General features: G+C 55.8%; 16 protein-coding genes. 1 reads left to right on the forward strand and 15 read right to left on the reverse strand.

Annotation, left to right across the window (positions count from 1 at the left end):
* From tolQ to sdhC, 13 genes are all read right to left on the reverse strand, one after another.
* Window positions 1-687, reverse strand: coding sequence for a Tol-Pal system protein TolQ (tolQ, locus tag FS690_RS06125; protein WP_039383242.1), 687 nt, complete (start codon window positions 685-687; stop codon window positions 1-3).
* Window positions 684-1088, reverse strand: a complete 405-nt coding sequence (ybgC, locus tag FS690_RS06130) for a tol-pal system-associated acyl-CoA thioesterase (protein WP_039383240.1) — start codon at window positions 1086-1088, stop codon at window positions 684-686. The genes tolQ and ybgC overlap by 4 nt, the downstream gene beginning before the upstream one ends.
* A 251-nt stretch (window positions 1089-1339) precedes the next feature.
* Window positions 1340-1453, reverse strand: a complete 114-nt coding sequence (gene cydX / locus FS690_RS06135; protein WP_071668990.1) for a cytochrome bd-I oxidase subunit CydX — start codon at window positions 1451-1453, stop codon at window positions 1340-1342.
* A 15-nt stretch (window positions 1454-1468) separates the two neighbouring features.
* Window positions 1469-2608, reverse strand: a complete 1140-nt coding sequence (gene cydB / locus FS690_RS06140) for a cytochrome d ubiquinol oxidase subunit II (RefSeq protein WP_039383238.1) — start codon at window positions 2606-2608, stop codon at window positions 1469-1471.
* A 12-nt stretch (window positions 2609-2620) separates the two neighbouring features.
* The gene (gene cydA / locus FS690_RS06145; RefSeq protein ID WP_145339200.1) at window positions 2621-4192 is read right to left on the reverse strand and encodes a cytochrome ubiquinol oxidase subunit I; all 1572 of its coding nucleotides are present in this window, start codon (window positions 4190-4192) and stop codon (window positions 2621-2623) included.
* 550 nt (window positions 4193-4742) lie between these two features.
* Complete coding sequence (sucD, locus tag FS690_RS06150; protein WP_039383236.1) at window positions 4743-5618, reverse strand: succinate--CoA ligase subunit alpha; 876 nt, start codon at window positions 5616-5618, stop codon at window positions 4743-4745.
* Window positions 5618-6784, reverse strand: coding sequence for an ADP-forming succinate--CoA ligase subunit beta (gene sucC, locus FS690_RS06155; protein ID WP_039383235.1), 1167 nt, complete (start codon window positions 6782-6784; stop codon window positions 5618-5620). The genes sucD and sucC overlap by 1 nt, the downstream gene beginning before the upstream one ends.
* A 67-nt stretch (window positions 6785-6851) precedes the next feature.
* Window positions 6852-8066: a 2-oxoglutarate dehydrogenase complex dihydrolipoyllysine-residue succinyltransferase gene (gene odhB / locus FS690_RS06160; RefSeq protein ID WP_039383234.1), complete on the reverse strand. Its 1215-nt coding sequence runs from the start codon at window positions 8064-8066 to the stop codon at window positions 6852-6854.
* Between the two features lie 15 nt (window positions 8067-8081).
* Window positions 8082-10889 carry a 2-oxoglutarate dehydrogenase E1 component gene (sucA, locus tag FS690_RS06165; protein ID WP_108569694.1) on the reverse strand — a complete coding sequence of 936 codons (2808 nt, stop codon included), beginning with the start codon at window positions 10887-10889 and terminating at the stop codon, window positions 8082-8084.
* A 206-nt stretch (window positions 10890-11095) separates the two neighbouring features.
* The gene (locus FS690_RS06170) at window positions 11096-11812 is read right to left on the reverse strand and encodes a succinate dehydrogenase iron-sulfur subunit (RefSeq protein WP_039383229.1); all 717 of its coding nucleotides are present in this window, start codon (window positions 11810-11812) and stop codon (window positions 11096-11098) included.
* A gap of 14 nt (window positions 11813-11826) precedes the next feature.
* Entirely contained in the window at window positions 11827-13593 is a 1767-nt protein-coding gene (gene sdhA / locus FS690_RS06175) for a succinate dehydrogenase flavoprotein subunit (RefSeq protein ID WP_145339202.1), read from the reverse strand.
* Complete coding sequence (gene sdhD, locus FS690_RS06180; RefSeq protein ID WP_071668989.1) at window positions 13594-13941, reverse strand: succinate dehydrogenase membrane anchor subunit; 348 nt, start codon at window positions 13939-13941, stop codon at window positions 13594-13596.
* Window positions 13935-14324 carry a succinate dehydrogenase cytochrome b556 subunit gene (sdhC, locus tag FS690_RS06185; protein ID WP_039383221.1) on the reverse strand — a complete coding sequence of 130 codons (390 nt, stop codon included), beginning with the start codon at window positions 14322-14324 and terminating at the stop codon, window positions 13935-13937. The genes sdhD and sdhC overlap by 7 nt, the downstream gene beginning before the upstream one ends.
* Before the next feature lie 632 nt (window positions 14325-14956).
* Here sdhC and FS690_RS06190 point away from each other — a divergent pair.
* Window positions 14957-16240: a citrate synthase gene (locus tag FS690_RS06190; RefSeq protein ID WP_039383219.1), complete on the forward strand. Its 1284-nt coding sequence runs from the start codon at window positions 14957-14959 to the stop codon at window positions 16238-16240.
* Between the two features lie 71 nt (window positions 16241-16311).
* Here FS690_RS06190 and nei read toward each other — a convergent pair whose 3' ends face one another.
* Together nei and pcp are read right to left on the reverse strand one after the other, a co-directional pair.
* Window positions 16312-17100 carry an endonuclease VIII gene (gene nei / locus FS690_RS06195; RefSeq protein ID WP_094111658.1) on the reverse strand — a complete coding sequence of 263 codons (789 nt, stop codon included), beginning with the start codon at window positions 17098-17100 and terminating at the stop codon, window positions 16312-16314.
* Window positions 17101-17112: 12 nt separating this feature from the next.
* Complete coding sequence (pcp, locus tag FS690_RS06200; protein ID WP_039383214.1) at window positions 17113-17760, reverse strand: pyroglutamyl-peptidase I; 648 nt, start codon at window positions 17758-17760, stop codon at window positions 17113-17115.
* Window positions 17761-17762: the final 2 nt, after the last annotated feature.

Here is a 17762-nt window from a genome sequence, read left to right on the forward strand (position 1 = left end):
TTACTTCGTATTGTCGCTAGAGAAAGCCTGACGATGCAGGATAGCCGTGAACTCTTCCATAAAATTATCGTAACCCTGCTCCAGCTTGTTGACGCGCTGGTTCAGACGGTTATAGGCCATGACCGCCGGGATCGCGGCAAACAGGCCGATTGCAGTGGCGATCAGCGCTTCTGCGATACCCGGTGCCACCATCTGCAGCGTGGCCTGCTTGACTGCGCCCAGCGCGATGAAAGCGTGCATGATCCCCCATACGGTACCAAACAGACCGATATAAGGGCTGATAGAACCCACGGTGCCGAGGAAAGGAATATGGGTCTCCAGCGCTTCCAGCTCGCGATTCATAGAGATACGCATGGCGCGGCTGGCGCCCTCTACCACCGCTTCCGGCGCATGGCTGTTTACGCGATGCAGGCGGGCAAACTCTTTAAAGCCAGCGTAGAAAATTTGTTCCGAACCGCCCAGCTCATCACGACGCCCCTGGCTCTCCTGATAGAGACGCGAGAGTTCGATACCGGACCAGAACTTATCTTCAAAGGCGTCCGCTTCGCGTCCTGCCGCATTCAGAATGCGCGTACGCTGGATGATGATTGCCCAGGAGGCAATAGAAAAGCCGATCAAAATCAACATGATAAGTTTGACCAGAAGGCTCGCCTTCAGGAACAAATCAAGAACATTCATGTCAGTCACTGCTTGAACTCCGCGACAATAGACTTGGGAAGCGCAATCGGCTTCATCAGGTGTGGGTTAATGCAGGCGATCAGGACATCCGCCTCGTTGAGCACCCTGCCTTCAGCATTGACGATACGCTGGGTGAAGGTCATGGTTGCGCGGGTCATTGAGGTCACTTCGGTCTGTATCTCCAGAAGGTCATCAAGGCGAGCCGCGGCAATGAACTCCACCGTCATGCGCCGTACCACAAATGCGACCTGCTCTTCTAACAGGACGTGTTGATTGAAATGGCGCTGACGCAGCATTTCGGTACGTGCTCGTTCATAAAAAGCAAGATAGCTGGCGTGGTAAACCACACCTCCGGCATCGGTATCTTCATAGTAGACCCGCACCGGCCAGCGAAACAGCGTTGTACTCACTCTACATCCCGGTCTCATTTTTAAACGTTGCTACTATACGCAAGAGCGATCCGCTTGGGAATGGTCCGCCAGAGCCAGAAGAAAATAATTATCTGACGGTAACAACCAGAAGGAATTACTCAACATTTCCTGACCTGATACTGACAAAAGTCCTGGTCTGCAGTCAGGCGAGTGTGCCGTTAACAGGCACAAAAAAAGGGCCCGTCCGGACCCCTTTATTACCCCATGCTACCGGCCAGCATGCTGACCGATCAGGCGTTGTCATCCTGTGCACGGTTTGCATCTCTCTGCTCCAGCGCCAGGGCGGTGATCACACCTAATGCGCAGGCCAGCAGCGTGCCGAGGATCCAGGCAAAATACCACATGCAAAAGCTCCTTAATCAGTAGAGAGAGTGCGTGTTGCGTTCAATATCATCTTGGGTAATGCGACCGAACATTTTGTAGTAGCACCAGCTGGTGTAGGCCAGAATGATCGGCACAAAGATGAGTGCGGCAATGGTCATAATCTTCAGCGTCAGCAGGCTGGAGGTGGCATCCCAGAGGGTCAGGCTGCTACCCGGCACGGTGCTGGAGGGCATGATAAACGGGAACAGCGCAATACCGGCGGTCATGATGACGCAGGCCAGCGTCAGGGAAGAGAAGATGAATGCCCAGGCGCCCCGCTCGCCGCGCGAACAAAGTAGTGTAAGCAGCGGCAGAACAGCGCCCAGCAGCGGAAACGCCCACAGCAGCGGCATCTGCTCAAAATTACGCAGCCAGGCACCCGCCTCGCGCACCACCTCTTTGCCCAGTGGATTAGAGGCTGCGTGGTGATCGATAACGCTTTTCACTACATAGCCGTCAAGGCCATATTTTACCCACAAGCCCGCCAGCACAAAGGCGATGAGCATCACCAGCGCCCCCGCCTGCGCCGCGCTGCGCGCACGTAAATGCAGCTCACCGCAGGTGCGCATCTGCAGATAGGTGGCGCCCTGGGTCAGGATCATCGCCACGCTGATGACTCCCGCCAGCAGGCCAAATGGATTGAGCAGCTGGAAGAAATTGCCGGTATAGAACAGACGCAGATAGCTATCTGCATGAAACGGCACCCCCTGCAGCAGATTGCCAAAGGCGACGCCTATCACCAGCGGCGGAACAAAACTGCCGGCAAAGATGCCCCAGTCCCACACGGCACGCCAGCGCCTGTCTTCAATTTTGGATCGATAATCAAAACCCACCGGGCGAAAAAAGAGCGAGGCGAGCACCAGAATCATGGCGACATAGAAACCAGAGAAGGCGGCGGCATAGACCATGGGCCAGGCGGCAAACAGCGCACCGCCAGCCGTGATCAGCCAGACCTGATTGCCGTCCCAGTGCGGTGCAATCGTGTTGATCATAATACGGCGCTCGGTGTCGCTGCGTCCGAGCACGGGCGTCAGCATACCGACCCCCATATCAAAACCGTCCGCCACGGCAAAGCCGATCAGCAGTATGCCAATCAGCAGCCACCAGACAAAACGTAACACTTCGTAGTCAAACATGGTTGCTCTCCTTTAGCCGCGCTCTGGCTGCGTAGCGATCTGCACTGATTCATTGTGATAGCGGCCGGTTTTCAGGCTGCCCGGCCCCAGGCGGGCAAACCGGAACATCAGATACATCTCTGCCACCAGAAACAGCGTGTAGAGTCCGCAAATCAGCGTCATCGAAAACAGCACGTCTCCCACGGTCAGCGAAGAGTTCGCTACGGCGGTGGGTAACACTTCACCGATTGCCCACGGCTGACGCCCGTACTCCGCAACAAACCAGCCCGCCTCGATAGCGATCCACGGCAGCGGAATGCCATACAGTGCGGCTTTCAGCAGCCAGCGCTGCTGACCGATCCGGTCGCGGACTACGCTCCAGAATGAGAGGGCAATAATCGCCAGCAACAGCGCGCCGCACAGCACCATGATACGGAAGGCAAAATAGAGCGGCGCCACGCGCGGAATGGCGTCTTTCACCGCCTGTTGTATCTGCGCTTCGCTGGCATCGGTGACCGTCGGGGTGTAGCGCTTAAGCAGCAGGCCGTAGCCAAGATCCTGCTTGCTGGCTTCAAACGCGCGGCGGACTTCCGGGTCCTGATTGCCGCTGCGCAGCGCATTGAGCAGGCCATACGCTTTGATGCCGTTACGGATCCGCACCTCATGCTGCGCCTGCAGTTCTTTCAGGCCGGTAACGGGTTTATCCACTGAGCGCGTGGCGATAAGGCCAAGCAGATACGGAATCTGAATCGCATATTTGTTCTCCTGCGTCTCCTGATTCGGTATACCAAATAGCGTAAAGGCGGCGGGTGCCGGCTGGGTCTCCCACTCCGCCTCGATTGCAGCCAGTTTGGTTTTCTGGACATCCCCCATCTCGTAGCCCGACTCATCGCCGAGTACAATCACCGAGAGCACCGCCGCCATGCCAAAACTGGCCGCAATGGCAAAGGAGCGGCGGGCAAACGCCACATTACGCCCTTTAAGCAGATACCAGCCGCTGATCCCCAGAACAAACATGGCGCCAGCGGTATAGCCCGCTGCCACGGTATGCACAAATTTCACCTGTGCGACCGGGTTAAGCACCAGCTCTGAAAAGCTCAGCATTTCCATACGCATGGTTTCAGCGTTGAATGCTGCGGCGATGGGATTTTGCATCCAGCCATTGGCCACCAGGATCCAGAGCGCAGAGAGGTTGGATCCCAGCGCCACCAGCCAGGTGACCGCCAGATGCTGAACTTTGCCCAGCCGATCCCAGCCAAAGAAAAACAGCCCGACAAAGGTGGATTCAAGAAAGAACGCCATTAATCCTTCGATGGCCAGCGGCGCCCCGAAAATATCGCCGACGTAGTGGGAGTAATAGGACCAGTTAGTGCCGAACTGGAACTCCATGGTAAGTCCGGTGGCCACGCCCAGCGCAAAGTTGATGCCAAACAACTTGCCCCAGAATTTGGTCATATCTTTATAAATCTGTTTGCCCGACAGCACGTAGACGGTTTCCATGATCGCCAGCAGAAACGCCATACCCAGCGTTAATGGTACGAACAGAAAGTGGTACATCGCCGTCAGGGCAAACTGTAAGCGCGACAGCTCGACAATATCTAACATGAGAACTCCTTACTCTTCGCATGCCGCTGTGTTGCCGGACGGTAAACGGCGCAACAGCGTGCAGGAACGGCTGATTATTAATTCCGGTTTTATTACCCGCAGATAGCGCAATCTGCGGCCCGAAATGAGCGAGTAATAGTGGTGATAATTCCCTGAAAATATCGCCTCACATTTCTGTCATGCAGGCGTCAGCGTCAGATGCCACAATATTGATCCGGGGGCATACGACTCAGACGGCTGTTATCCGTGGCAAAACTGTGATTTGATGCAGCGCAATTTATACCGGCCGGGTTGTTTTTAGCCAGCAGTAAAGTTTGCTATAACACGCTATTATTTGATCTGGATTAAGATATAAAGTTTACGAATATGTATCCTGAAAGAGTTGTTAAAGCGATGTCAAAAGCTGCCGCGTTTAATTAAAATTACGATTACCTTTTCTGTGAGTTATTAACTTTAAAATCCGCCGCGCAGGATAATAAATAAAAACCGCTACGCTGCAGGCATAAAAAAAGCCACCCGCAGGTGGCTTATGCTTATTCAGTCAGCGCAATCAGTTAGCAGGCAGAACTGCTTTTACCGCATCACCGATATCGGCCAGGCTGCGGACAGTTTTCACACCTGCCGCTTCCAGCGCAGCAAACTTCTCGTCAGCCGTGCCTTTACCGCCGGCAATGATGGCGCCAGCATGGCCCATACGTTTGCCTTTCGGCGCCGTTACGCCTGCGATATAGCCGACAACCGGCTTGGTGACGTGCTCTTTGATAAAGGCTGCCGCTTCTTCTTCCGCGCTGCCGCCGATTTCACCGATCATCACAATCGCTTCGGTCTGCGGATCGTCCTGGAACATCTGCAGAATATCGATGAAGTTAGAGCCCGGGATCGGGTCGCCACCGATACCGACACAGGTAGACTGGCCATAGCCAATATCTGTGGTCTGCTTAACCGCTTCATAGGTCAGGGTGCCGGAACGTGACACGATGCCCACGCGGCCTGGCTGGTGAATGTGGCCTGGCATAATGCCGATTTTGCATTCGCCTGGGGTGATCACGCCAGGGCAGTTAGGGCCAATCATGCGCACGCCTGCTTCATCCAGCTTCATTTTCACAGTCAGCATATCCAGCGTCGGGATACCTTCAGTGATGGTGATGATCAGCTTGATGCCCGCGTCGATCGCTTCCAGGATACCGTCTTTGCAAAACGGAGCCGGAACGTAGATAACCGTGGCCGTTGCGCCGGTCGCTTCTACCGCTTCACGCACGGTATTGAACACCGGCAGGCCCAGATGGGTAGTGCCGCCTTTACCTGGCGTTACGCCGCCAACCAGCTGCGTGCCATAGGCCAGCGCCTGCTCAGAGTGAAAAGTCCCCTGGCCACCGGTGAAACCCTGGCAGATGACTTTGGTGTTCTTGTCGATCAGAATGGACATTATTTACCCTCCGCTGCAGCAACAACACGCTGTGCCGCGTCTGTCAGGCTGGTTGCTGCAATGATGTTCAGACCGCTGTCCGCCAGTTTCTTAGCGCCCAGCTCAGCGTTGTTACCTTCCAGACGTACCACTACCGGCACGTTGACACCCACTTCTGCCACTGCGCCGATGATGCCATCAGCGATCAGATCGCAACGGACAATACCGCCGAAGATGTTAACGAATACCGCTTTTACCGCATCGTCAGAGAGGATGATTTTGAAGGCTTCGGTTACGCGCTCTTTGGTTGCGCCGCCGCCGACATCAAGGAAGTTTGCAGGCTGGCCACCGTGATGCTTCACGATATCCATTGTGCCCATCGCCAGACCCGCGCCGTTGACCATACAGCCAATGTTGCCTTCCAGCGCGACATAGTTCAGCTCCCACTGCGTTGCGTGCGCTTCGCGTGGATCTTCCTGGCTTGGATCGCGCATTTCGCGCAGTTCAGGCTGGCGGAACAGCGCGTTGCCGTCTGCACCCAGCTTGCCATCCAGGCAGATCAGGTCGCCCTGCTTGGTGATCACCAGCGGGTTGATCTCAACCATCGCCAGATCGCGCTCCAGGAACATGGTAGCCAGACCCATAAAGATTTTGGTGAACTGGCTGACCTGCTTACCGGTCAGACCCAGTTTGAACGCCAGTTCGCGGCCCTGGTATGGCTGCGGTCCCGCTAACGGGTCGAGCGCCATTTTGTGGATCAGGTGCGGAGTCTCTTCCGCCACCTTTTCAATTTCCACACCGCCTTCGGTTGATGCCATGAAGATCACGCGGCGCGTAGCGCGATCGACGACCGCACCCAGATAGAGTTCCTGATCGATATCGGTTGCCGCTTCAACCAGAATCTGGTTAACCGGCTGGCCCAGCGCATCTGTCTGATAGGTCACCAGACGTTTACCCAGCCAGTGCTCAGCAAATGCACGGATCTCTTCTTTACTTTTCACTACCTTCACGCCGCCCGCTTTACCACGGCCACCGGCATGAACCTGACATTTCACTACCCACGGGCCTGCGCCAATTTTTGAGGCGGCTTCTTCGGCTTCACGTGGCGTGGTGCAGGCATAACCAGTCGGTGCTGGCATACCATACCGTGCAAACAGCTGCTTCGCCTGGTATTCGTGTAAGTTCATGATGTTCTATCCATTCAGATCTGAAACATTTAAATGTGGGCGCGCATCGCTGCGCGCCCGGCGAAAATCAGACATCCAGCAGCAGACGAGCCGGATCTTCCAGCATCTCTTTCACTGCGACCAGATAGCCTACCGATTCACGGCCATCGATCAGACGGTGATCGTAAGAGAGCGCCAGATACATCATCGGCAGGATCACCACCTGACCATTGACCGCCATTGGACGATCTTTAATGGCGTGCATGCCCAGAATGGCGCTCTGCGGCGGGTTAATGATTGGCGTTGACATCAGCGAACCAAACACGCCGCCGTTGGTGATGGTGAAGTTACCGCCGGTCAGCTCTTCAACTGTCAGCTTGCCATCACGGCCTTTCACCGCCAGCTCTTTAATTTTCTTCTCGATATCCGCCATGCTCAGCGCATCCACATCTTTCAGCACTGGCGTCACCAGACCGCGCGGCGTAGAAACGGCGATGCTGACATCGAAGTAGTTGTGGTACACCACATCTTCGCCATCGATAGAGGCGTTCACTTCCGGGAAGCGCTTCAGGGCTTCAACGACCGCTTTGATGTAGAAGGACATAAAGCCCAGGCGTACACCGTGACGTTTTTCAAACGCCTCACCATACTGCTTGCGCAGATCCATGATGGGCTTCATGTTGATTTCGTTGAACGTGGTCAGCATGGCGGTGCTGTTTTTCGCTTCCAGCAGACGCTCAGCCACGCGTTTGCGCAGGCGGGTCATCGGCACGCGCTTCTCGCTGCGGTTAGCAACCGGAGCCGGAGCCGCCGCTTCAGCAGCCGGAGCCGCTTTCGCTTCCGGCTTTTTCGCCAGGTGCTTTTCAATATCTTCGCGCGTCAGTCGGCCACCCACGCCGGTGCCTTTGATTTGGCTGGCGTCGAGATTGTTTTCCGCGATCAGACGGCGTACAGCAGGGCTCAGCGCGTCGCTGCTCTCTTCTTCCAGCGACGCGGACTGGCGCTGTGCCGGTGCAGATTCATTGCTCTCAACTTTCGCTGAGGTCTCTTTCCCGCCGCTGTTGCCCTCTTTCAGGCGACCAAGCAGCTGGCGCGAGGTGACGGTAGCACCCTCTTCTTCCAGCACGGCTTCCAGAATACCATCAGCAGCAGCAGGAACTTCCAGCACCACTTTATCGGTTTCAATTTCGACCAGCACTTCATCACGGCTGACTGCATCGCCAGGTTTTTTGTGCCAGGTTGCAACCGTTGCGTCCGCTACGGATTCAGGTAAATCGGGAACGAGAATTTCTACGCTACTCATTTTCTTTCCTTTTTATTAACCAAGGTTCAGCGCGTCGTTGACCAGGTCTTGCTGCTGTTGTTGATGTACGGACATATAGCCCACGGCCGGTGAAGCAGATGCCGGACGGCCTGCGTAACGCAGCGACGCACCAAAGGGAACCACTTCGCGGAAATGATGCTGACTGCAATACCATGCGCCCTGATTGAGCGGCTCTTCCTGACACCAGACGAAATCCTGGACATGGGCGTAATCTTTTAACGCTTCCTGTACCGCTTTGTGCGGGAAAGGATAGAGCTGCTCGATGCGCACAATGGCAACATCGCTCTGCTCGTTTTTGCGGCGCTGTTCCAGCAGATCGTAGTAGACCTTACCGGAGCAGAGCACCACGCGTTTAACCTGCTGCGGATCGAGCGCATCGATCTCGCCAATCGCCGGCTGGAAGCTGCCGTTTGCCAGATCGTCCAGGCTGGAGATCGCCAGCGGATGACGCAGCAGCGATTTCGGCGACATCACAATCAGCGGACGGCGCATACCGCGCAGCGCCTGACGACGCAGCATGTGGTAAACCTGAGCCGGGGTAGATGGCACGCAAACCTGCATATTCTGCTCAGCGCAGAGCTGCAGATAACGCTCCAGGCGCGCTGAGGAGTGCTCCGGACCCTGACCTTCATAGCCGTGCGGCAGCAGCATCACCAGGCCACACATGCGGCCCCACTTCTGCTCGCCCGAGCTGATGAACTGATCGATAACCACCTGTGCGCCGTTGGCAAAGTCACCAAACTGCGCTTCCCAGATGGTCAGCACGCGCGGCTCTGCGGTGGCGTAGCCATATTCAAACGCCAGTACCGCCTCTTCCGACAGCACGGAGTCCCAGACTTTGAACTCTCCCTGACCATTATGAATATGGTGCAGCGGCGTATAGGTAGAGCCATTCAGCTGGTTGTGGATCACCGCATGGCGGTGGAAGAAGGTGCCGCGTCCGGAATCTTCGCCAGAGAGACGCACCGGAATGCCTTCATCCACCAGCGTGGCGTAGGCCAGATTCTCTGCCCCGCCCCAGTCAAACGGTTTGTTGCCTTCCGCCATCTCTTTGCGGTCGTTGTAAATTTTGGCCACGCGCGACTGCACTTCAACCGCTTCCGGAACCGTGCTGATACGGCGCGCCAGCTCCTGCAGGCGTTTCAGCTCAACCGTTTCCGGGTAGCTCTCATCCCACTCGTGGTTGAGATAAGGGGACCAGGTAAACGAGTGCAGGCTCATCGGGCGCCATTCCGGCACCACGCACTCACCGGCATCCAGCGCATCGCGATAGAGGTTAACCAGTTCAGTGGCATCTTCCTGCGAGGCTACGCCCTGGCTCTGCAGCCGGTCGGCGTAAAGTTTACGCGGCGTCGGATGCTTTTTAATCTTCTGATACATCAGCGGCTGCGTTGCACTTGGCTCATCCGCTTCGTTATGGCCATGACGGCGATAGCAGACTAGATCGATAAAGACATCACGCTTAAAGGTGTTGCGGTAGTCGAGCGCCAGACGGGTAACAAAAGCAACGGCTTCCGGATCGTCCGCGTTCACGTGGAAAATAGGTGCCAGCACCATCTTACCGATATCAGTACAATAAGGCGTGGAGCGCGCATCTCTTGGATTTGACGTGGTAAAGCCAACCTGGTTATTGATCACAATACGCACCGTACCGCCAACTTCATAACCACGCGCCTGCGACATGTTCAGGGTTTCCTGCACCACACCCTGACCAATTACCGCTGCGTCACCGTGAATAGTGATAGGCAGAACTTTGTTACTGCCCGGCTCGGAGAGACGATCGAGGCGGGCGCGTACGGAGCCCATGACAACCGGGCTGACAATCTCCAGATGCGACGGGTTAAACGCCAGTGCCAGATGCACCAGGCCCCCTTCGGTTTCAACATCGGAAGAGAAGCCCATGTGGTATTTCACATCACCGGTACCCAGATGCTCTTTGTGCTTGCCGGCGAACTCATCAAACAGATCCTGCGGCTTTTTGCCCAGTACGTTGATCAGCACGTTCAGACGTCCGCGGTGCGCCATACCCAGCACCACTTCGCGCGTGCCGCTTTTCCCTGCGTGGCGAATCATTTCGCGCAGCATAGGCACCAGCGCATCGCCACCTTCCAGTGAGAAGCGTTTGGCGCCGGGGAATTTCGCCCCAAGATATTTTTCCAGACCTTCGGCTGCGGTCAGCTCTTTCAGGAAGCCTTTTTTCTCTTCCGCGCTGAATGAAGCCTGTCCAGCCACTGATTCAAGACGCTGCTGGATCCAGCGCTTCTCTTCAGTATTGTTGATGTGCATATACTCTGCGCCAATCGACCCGCAGTAGGTCTGCTGCAGGGCGGCGTAGAGATCGGCCAGCTTCATCGTCTCTTTGCCAATCGCAAATGAGCCTACGTTGAAGCTTTCCTGAAAATCGGCGTCGGTCAGATCGTGAAAGGCCGGGTCGAGATCGGCCACGATATCCTGTTTCCACAGGCCAAGCGGATCAAGATTAGCGTGCTGATGGCCACGGAAACGGAACGCGTTAATCAGCTGCAGGACTTTAACCTGTTTGGAGTTAGCGGCCGGATCGGTAACGGTAGAGGTGTAGCGGGTGGCATCCTTCGCCAGGCGGCGGAAATAGTCACGCGTCGTGGAGTGAAACTGCTCTGGTTTTACGCCGGTACCTGGCAACTGCTGGAACAGGTCGCGCCACACTTCATCAACAGAGTCAGGATCGGTCAGGAAATCCTCATAGAGTTGCTCTATGTAAGACTGGTTCGCGCCGGCCAGCCAGGAGGAGTCCAGCCAGGGTTTCATCGCGCTGTTCTGCATTGTGATCCCTTAAGCATTAAGCTGCTTTTTATGAGGTTTCATTTGTTGCCGCTTTCACGGCTTGCCGTAGTGAGTTCAGCGATACGAACCTGTGCGCTACCGGCGCCGGGCCCGTAAGGGAACCTTTATAAGCGTGGTCAGCACCGCGCTTATAGAGGCTTCCATACGCTGCCGGGAACCTGAGTTCCCGGCAGGACTTCTTAGCTTTACGCCCCGCGCTGCAGCAGCATCGACTTGATATGGCCGATGGCGCGCGTCGGGTTCAGCCCTTTCGGACATACGCTCACACAGTTCATGATGCTGTGACAGCGGAATACGCTGAAAGCATCACTCAGATTGTCGAGACGCGCATCCGTTTCCGTGTCGCGGCTGTCAATCAGGAAGCGATAGGCAGCCAGCAGACCGGCCGGACCGATAAACTTATCCGGGTTCCACCAGAACGACGGGCAGGAGGTTGAGCAGCAGGCGCAGAGAATACACTCATACAGGCCATCAAGGTGCTCACGCTCCGACGGGCTCTGCAGATGCTCACGCGCTGGCGGATTCTCACCGTTGTTCAGCAGGAACGGTTTGATTTTCTCATACTGCGTATAGAACTGGCTCATGTCGACCACCAGATCGCGCACCACCGGCAGACCTGGCAGCGGGCGAATCACGATCTTTTTACTGCCGTTACCCAGTGCTGAGACCGGAGTAATGCAGGCCAGACCATTTTTGCCGTTCATGTTCAGACCATCTGAGCCGCAGACACCCTCGCGGCACGAGCGACGAAACGCCAGCGTTGGATCCTGCTCTTTCAGCCGAATCAGCGCATCCAGCAGCATCATGTCGCGCCCGTCTTCCGACTCCAGGGTGTAATCCTGCATGCGCGGCTTGTCATCGACGTCCGGGTTATAACGGTAGATTGAAAATTCGAGTTTCATCATGACCTCCGCAATTAATAGGTACGCGCTTTCGGCGGGAAGGCCGCGCGCAGTTTCGGCTGCATGTTCACCTCACGGCGCGTCATGCTTTCCGTTTGCGGAACATAGAGACTGTGACACAGCCAGTTTGCATCATCACGCTCCGGATAGTCGAAGCGGCTATGTGCGCCACGGCTTTCAGTGCGGAAGTTTGCGGCAACCGCAGTTGCATAAGCGGTTTCCATCAGGTTATCCAGCTCCAGACATTCGATACGCTGCGTATTGAAATCGGGTGAGCGGTCATCCAGACGCGCACTCTTCAGACGCTCGCGAATCGCTTTCAGCTCGGCCAGGCCTTCACGCATGGCGTCACCTTCGCGGAACACCGAGAAGTTGTTCTGCATGCAGCGCTGCAGCGCTTTGCGGATTTCCACCGGATCTTCACCCGTGGTGTTATTTTCCCAGCGATTGAAGCGCGCCATCGCCGCATCGATCTCTTCCGCGGTAGCATCGCGCAGCTCGCCCTGCTCAGCGATACACTCCATCAGGTGCACCCCTGCCGCGCGACCAAACACCACCAGATCCAGCAGTGAGTTACCGCCCAGACGGTTAGCACCGTGCACCGATACGCAGGCAATCTCACCGACCGCAAACAGGCCCGGGATCACTTCATCTTCGCCCTGCTCGTTCACGCGCAGCGCCTGTCCGGTTACGCGGGTCGGAATACCGCCCATCATGTAGTGACAGGTTGGAATAACCGGAATCGGCTCTTTAACCGGATCGACATGCGCAAAGGTGCGCGACAACTCAAGAATGCCAGGCAGGCGCGACTCAAGCACCTCAGCCCCAAGATGATCGAGCTTCAGTTTGATATGCGGACCCCACGGGCCATCGCAGCCGCGACCTTCACGGATCTCAACCATCATTGAACGCGCAACAACATCACGGCCCGCCAGATCTTTGGCGTTTGGCGCATAGCGCTCCATGAAGCGTTCGCCATGTTTGTTCAGCAGATAGCCGCCTTCACCACGGCAGCCCTCGGTGACCAGCACGCCCGCACCCGCAATACCGGTCGGGTGGAACTGCCACATCTCCATATCCTGCATCGGTACGCCGGCACGGATTGCCATGCCAACGCCGTCGCCGGTATTGATGTGTGCGTTAGTGGTGGACTGGTAGATACGTCCCGCGCCGCCGGTTGCCAGAATAGTCGCTTTGGCTTTGAAGTAGACGGTTTCACCGGTTTCAATGCAGATAGCGGTACAACCCACAATCGCACCATCTGCGTTTTTCACCAGATCCAGCGCATACCATTCGGAGAAGATGGTGGTTTTGTTTTTCAGGTTCTGCTGATACAGCGTATGCAGCAGTGCGTGACCGGTACGGTCAGCGGCCGCAGCGGTACGTGCGGCCTGCTCGCCGCCAAAGTTTTTGGACTGGCCACCAAATGGACGCTGATAAACGCGGCCATCGTCTAAACGGGAGAACGGCAGTCCCATATGCTCCAGCTCCAGAATCGCTTCCGGACCGGTTTTACACATATATTCGATCGCGTCCTGGTCCCCGATGTAGTCGGAACCTTTTACGGTATCGTACATATGCCATTCCCAGTTATCGTCATGGGTGTTACCCAGCGCAACGGTAATGCCGCCCTGCGCCGATACGGTATGGGAACGGGTTGGAAAAACTTTCGATAACAGGGCACAGCTCTGGCCCGACTGGGAGATTTGCAGTGCCGCGCGCATACCCGCGCCACCTGCGCCGATCACCACGGCATCAAATTCTCTGACTGGCAAATTCATTTACACACCCCACACAACAACAGTGCCATAAACGGCATACGACAACAGCGCGACCACAATAACCAGCTGCAGCAACAAACGCGGCGCCAGCGCTTTCACGTAGTCAGTCAGTACCTGCCACATACCGATCCAGCCGTGAACCAGAATGGAGAACAGGGTCAGCAGCGTAAACACTTTGGTGAAGGAGGAGGCGAAAAAGCCGCGCCAGACATCATAGGTCAGCGTATCGGTCATGACGACGAAACCGAGCAGATAGATGATGTAGAGCGTAATCAGGATTGCGGAAGCACGGACCAGAAGCCAGTCGTGGATACCGTTGCGTCCTAAAGCAGAAGCATTGCTTACCATACGAGGACTCCAGCCAGAATTGAGAGCACGACAGTGATAACAAAAACCGCCTGCGCGGTACGGGTTCCCACCTGCAGGGTCTCTGCGGTAAAGCCAAAATCTGCCAGCATATGACGGATACCGCTTGCCGCATGGTAGGCCAGCGCGGTCAGAATGCCCCACATAATGAATTTGGCAAAGAAGCTATCCATGATGGATGCCGCCTGCTGAAAACCTTCGGGAGAGGAGAGAGAGAGACCCAGTAACCAGAGCAGAATTCCGAGAGCGACAAACGTAATCACGCCGGAGACGCGGTGGAGAATGGACGATATTGCAGTAACGGGAAACCGGATCGTCGTGAGATCCAAGTTAACAGGTCTTTGTTTTTTCACGGTTTTGCCCACACAGCTCTTTTTTATTTTGCTTCCTCCGGTCCTGAGTTGCAGCAGAGCACTGAGCGTGTTCAGACAACAACCGCCACCAAAATAGCAACATCCAGTGTTAAATGAAGCGGGTAAAACGCTGGGTGGCTCCTGGTGTCAGGGTATTCCGGAGACCTGGCGGCAGTATAGGACGATCACATTCTGATTACAATTCCCCTACAATCTGTTTGGTCACATTTAAGCTGAACAGTGATCAGGGTCACGATTTTCACAAAATATACATTTTTAATTATCTGATTTGACAATAGATCAACATTTCAGTTACAAACAATCGCACTAAAGCCCTATGATGCACAAAAGTTATGGGGATACACTTTCCCCTAAGCTCAAGTTATGTAACATTGCCCTAACGAGCAACATAAACCGTCAGGTTATTGGTTACCAAGAAGTTATGTCGTGACAGGATCTTTAACATCTGCGATGAGCGCCATGTCATGTCCGAATATCCTTGCCCCGGATGCCTTAGTACTGCGTAACCTCATTACGTGCAGGTTATTGCCAGGTGATAATCTGAAGCGAGTGGTGTTACGCAACATGCGAACTATTCTGGTGTCTAAAGATCCTTACTTACCCAGGCGCTATGGAGACGAAAAATGACAGATAAAAAAGTGACGCTGACCCTACAAGACAACAACACGCTTGAACTGGATGTGATGCAAGGCACGCTGGGACAGGATGTTGTTGACGTCCGCGCCCTTGGCTCACAAGGCCTGTTTACATTTGACCCCGGCTTTACCTCTACCGCGTCGTGTGAATCCAAAATAACGTTTATTGATGGTGATGAAGGCATTCTGCTGCATCGCGGTTTCCCGATTGACCAGCTGGCGACCCACTCAAATTATCTGGAAGTCTGTTATATCCTGCTGTACGGCGAAGCGCCTACTCAGGAGCAGTTCAAAGAGTTCTGCACGACCGTTACCCGTCACACCATGATTCACGAGCAGATCACCCGTCTGTTCCACGGTTTCCGTCGTGACTCACACCCGATGGCCGTTATGTGCGGCGTAACCGGTGCGCTGGCCGCGTTCTATCACGACTCGCTGGATGTAAACATTGAGCGCCATCGCGAAATCGCTGCGTTCCGCCTGCTGTCGAAAATGCCTACCATGGCAGCCATGTGTTACAAATATTCTATCGGTCAGCCTTTTGTTTATCCGCGTAACGACCTCTCCTATGCCGGCAACTTCCTGCATATGATGTTTGCCACACCGTGTGAAGAGTACAAAGTGAATCCGGTGCTTGAGCGCGCGATGGATCGTATTCTGATCCTGCACGCCGATCACGAACAGAACGCCTCCACCTCTACCGTACGTACCGCAGGGTCATCCGGGGCTAACCCGTTTGCCTGTATCGCGGCCGGTATCGCTTCACTCTGGGGGCCGGCACATGGCGGCGCCAACGAAGCTACCCTGCGTATGCTGGAAGAGATCAGCACCGTAGAGCACATTCCGGAGTTTGTGCGCCGTGCTAAAGATAAGAATGACTCGTTCCGCCTGATGGGCTTTGGTCACCGCGTTTACAAGAACTACGATCCGCGCGCCACCGTGATGCGTGAGACCTGCCATGAAGTGCTCAATGAGCTGGGTATGAAAGATGACCTGCTGGAAGTGGCGATGGAGCTGGAACACATTGCGCTGAACGACCCCTACTTTATCGAGCGTAAACTCTATCCAAACGTCGATTTCTACTCCGGCATCATTCTGAAAGCGATGGGCATCCCTTCTTCAATGTTTACCGTAATCTTTGCGATGGCGCGTACCGTTGGCTGGATTGCACACTGGAAAGAGATGCACGATGAAGGCATGAAAATTGCCCGTCCGCGTCAGCTCTATACCGGTTATACCGAGCGTCCGTTTGAGTCAGCGCTGAAAAAATAAGCGCCGTCACGCCATAAAAAAGGGCAGATTCTTCTGCCCTTTTCTTTTGCCCGCAATCTGCCCACGTCTGGCTACAGCTGGCACCCCGGACACCAGTAAAAAGGACGTGATGAGAGCACGCCTTTCTCAATCAGCGTACCGCAGCGCCGGCACTTTTTGCCCTGCCGGTGAAAGACTTCAAAGCGAAACGCCGCCTCTTCATGATACTTCTTCATGCTGCCACGCATTTTGTAAGAGAGACGCGGGATCGCCAGCAGCGCGTCACTGAGCCTGTCGAGCTGAGCGTCATCCAGATCCTGCGCCCGGTGCTGCGCGCGCAGTCCGGCGTGCCACAGGATCTCCACCCGCAGATAGTTACCCAGCCCGGCCAGAAAAGCCTGATCCAGCAGCAAGCCGCTGAACTGCCGGCGCCGGAACCGCGGCGAAAGCAGGCGTTCGCGCACCTCCGCGACGGTCAGCGTGGCATCCAGCACATCCGGCCCGACGCGCTGCAGAAACGGGTGTGCACCGAGCGTGTCCGCATTCAGCAGTTCAATATCAGACGCGCTGTAAAGCAGAATGGCTTTATCGGCGCTCTCCAGCCGCACCCGCAGCTGCCGGGTGGTCGCGGGCTGCGTGCCTGCGGCAACGACCCGCCAGACGCCGTAGAGCTGATTGTGACTGTAAAGCGTCAGGCCATTAGAGAAGTGGGTCAGCAGCGCTTTACCGCGCGTTTCAATAGCGTTAACCGTTTCGCCCAGCAAGGCGGGCTCATAGGTTTTCAGCGATGGAAAAGCAAACCACACATCGGTAAGGGGCTTGCCCACGATAGCGGCTTCCAGCTGATCCGCCGCCCGGCGGATCTCCGGTCCCTCTGGCATACAGACTCCTGATTAGTGTGTTGCGCCACCCGCAACACGGATGTCGTCATGGGTGTTCATCATGACCTGAATGGCGATCTCCAGCGCCTGCGTCACGCTGCTAACGGACATGCTCGGCGCGCCAGGATGATTCACCGCCTGCTGCGGCATCCAGGGAATGTGCATAAATCCGCCGCGTGCCGGACTGCCGTGGGTGTGCAGCCAGTGCAGCAGAGAGTACATCACGCTGTTGCAGGTAAAGGTGCCGGCCGTTTGCGAAACCGAGGCGGGAATGCCTGCCTCCCGCAGCGAGGCGACTATCGCTTTAATGGGCAGCGTGGCAAAGTAGGCCGCCGGGCCTCCCGCTACGACCGGCTCATCCACCGGCTGCTGCTGCTGGTTATCGGGGATACGCGCATCGTGAATATTGATTGCTACCCGCTCCAGCGTAATATCGCAGCGACCGCCCGCCTGCCCCACGCAGAGAATGCCATCGGGCTGCAGCGTAGTCAGCGCGTCAGTCAGCACCGCACCGCAGGTTGCAAACACCACCGGCAGCTGGCGTACCACTACCCGCACGCCAGCCAGCATTTTACCGTCAAAGTCGCGCACCGCCTCCCAGGAAGGATTGAGACGCTCACCGCCAAACGGCTCAAAAGCCGTTAACAACACCGTTTTCATTA

This window comes from Pantoea sp. PSNIH1 (assembly GCF_007680655.1).
Taxonomy (GTDB): Bacteria; Pseudomonadota; Gammaproteobacteria; order Enterobacterales; family Enterobacteriaceae; genus Pantoea; species Pantoea eucrina.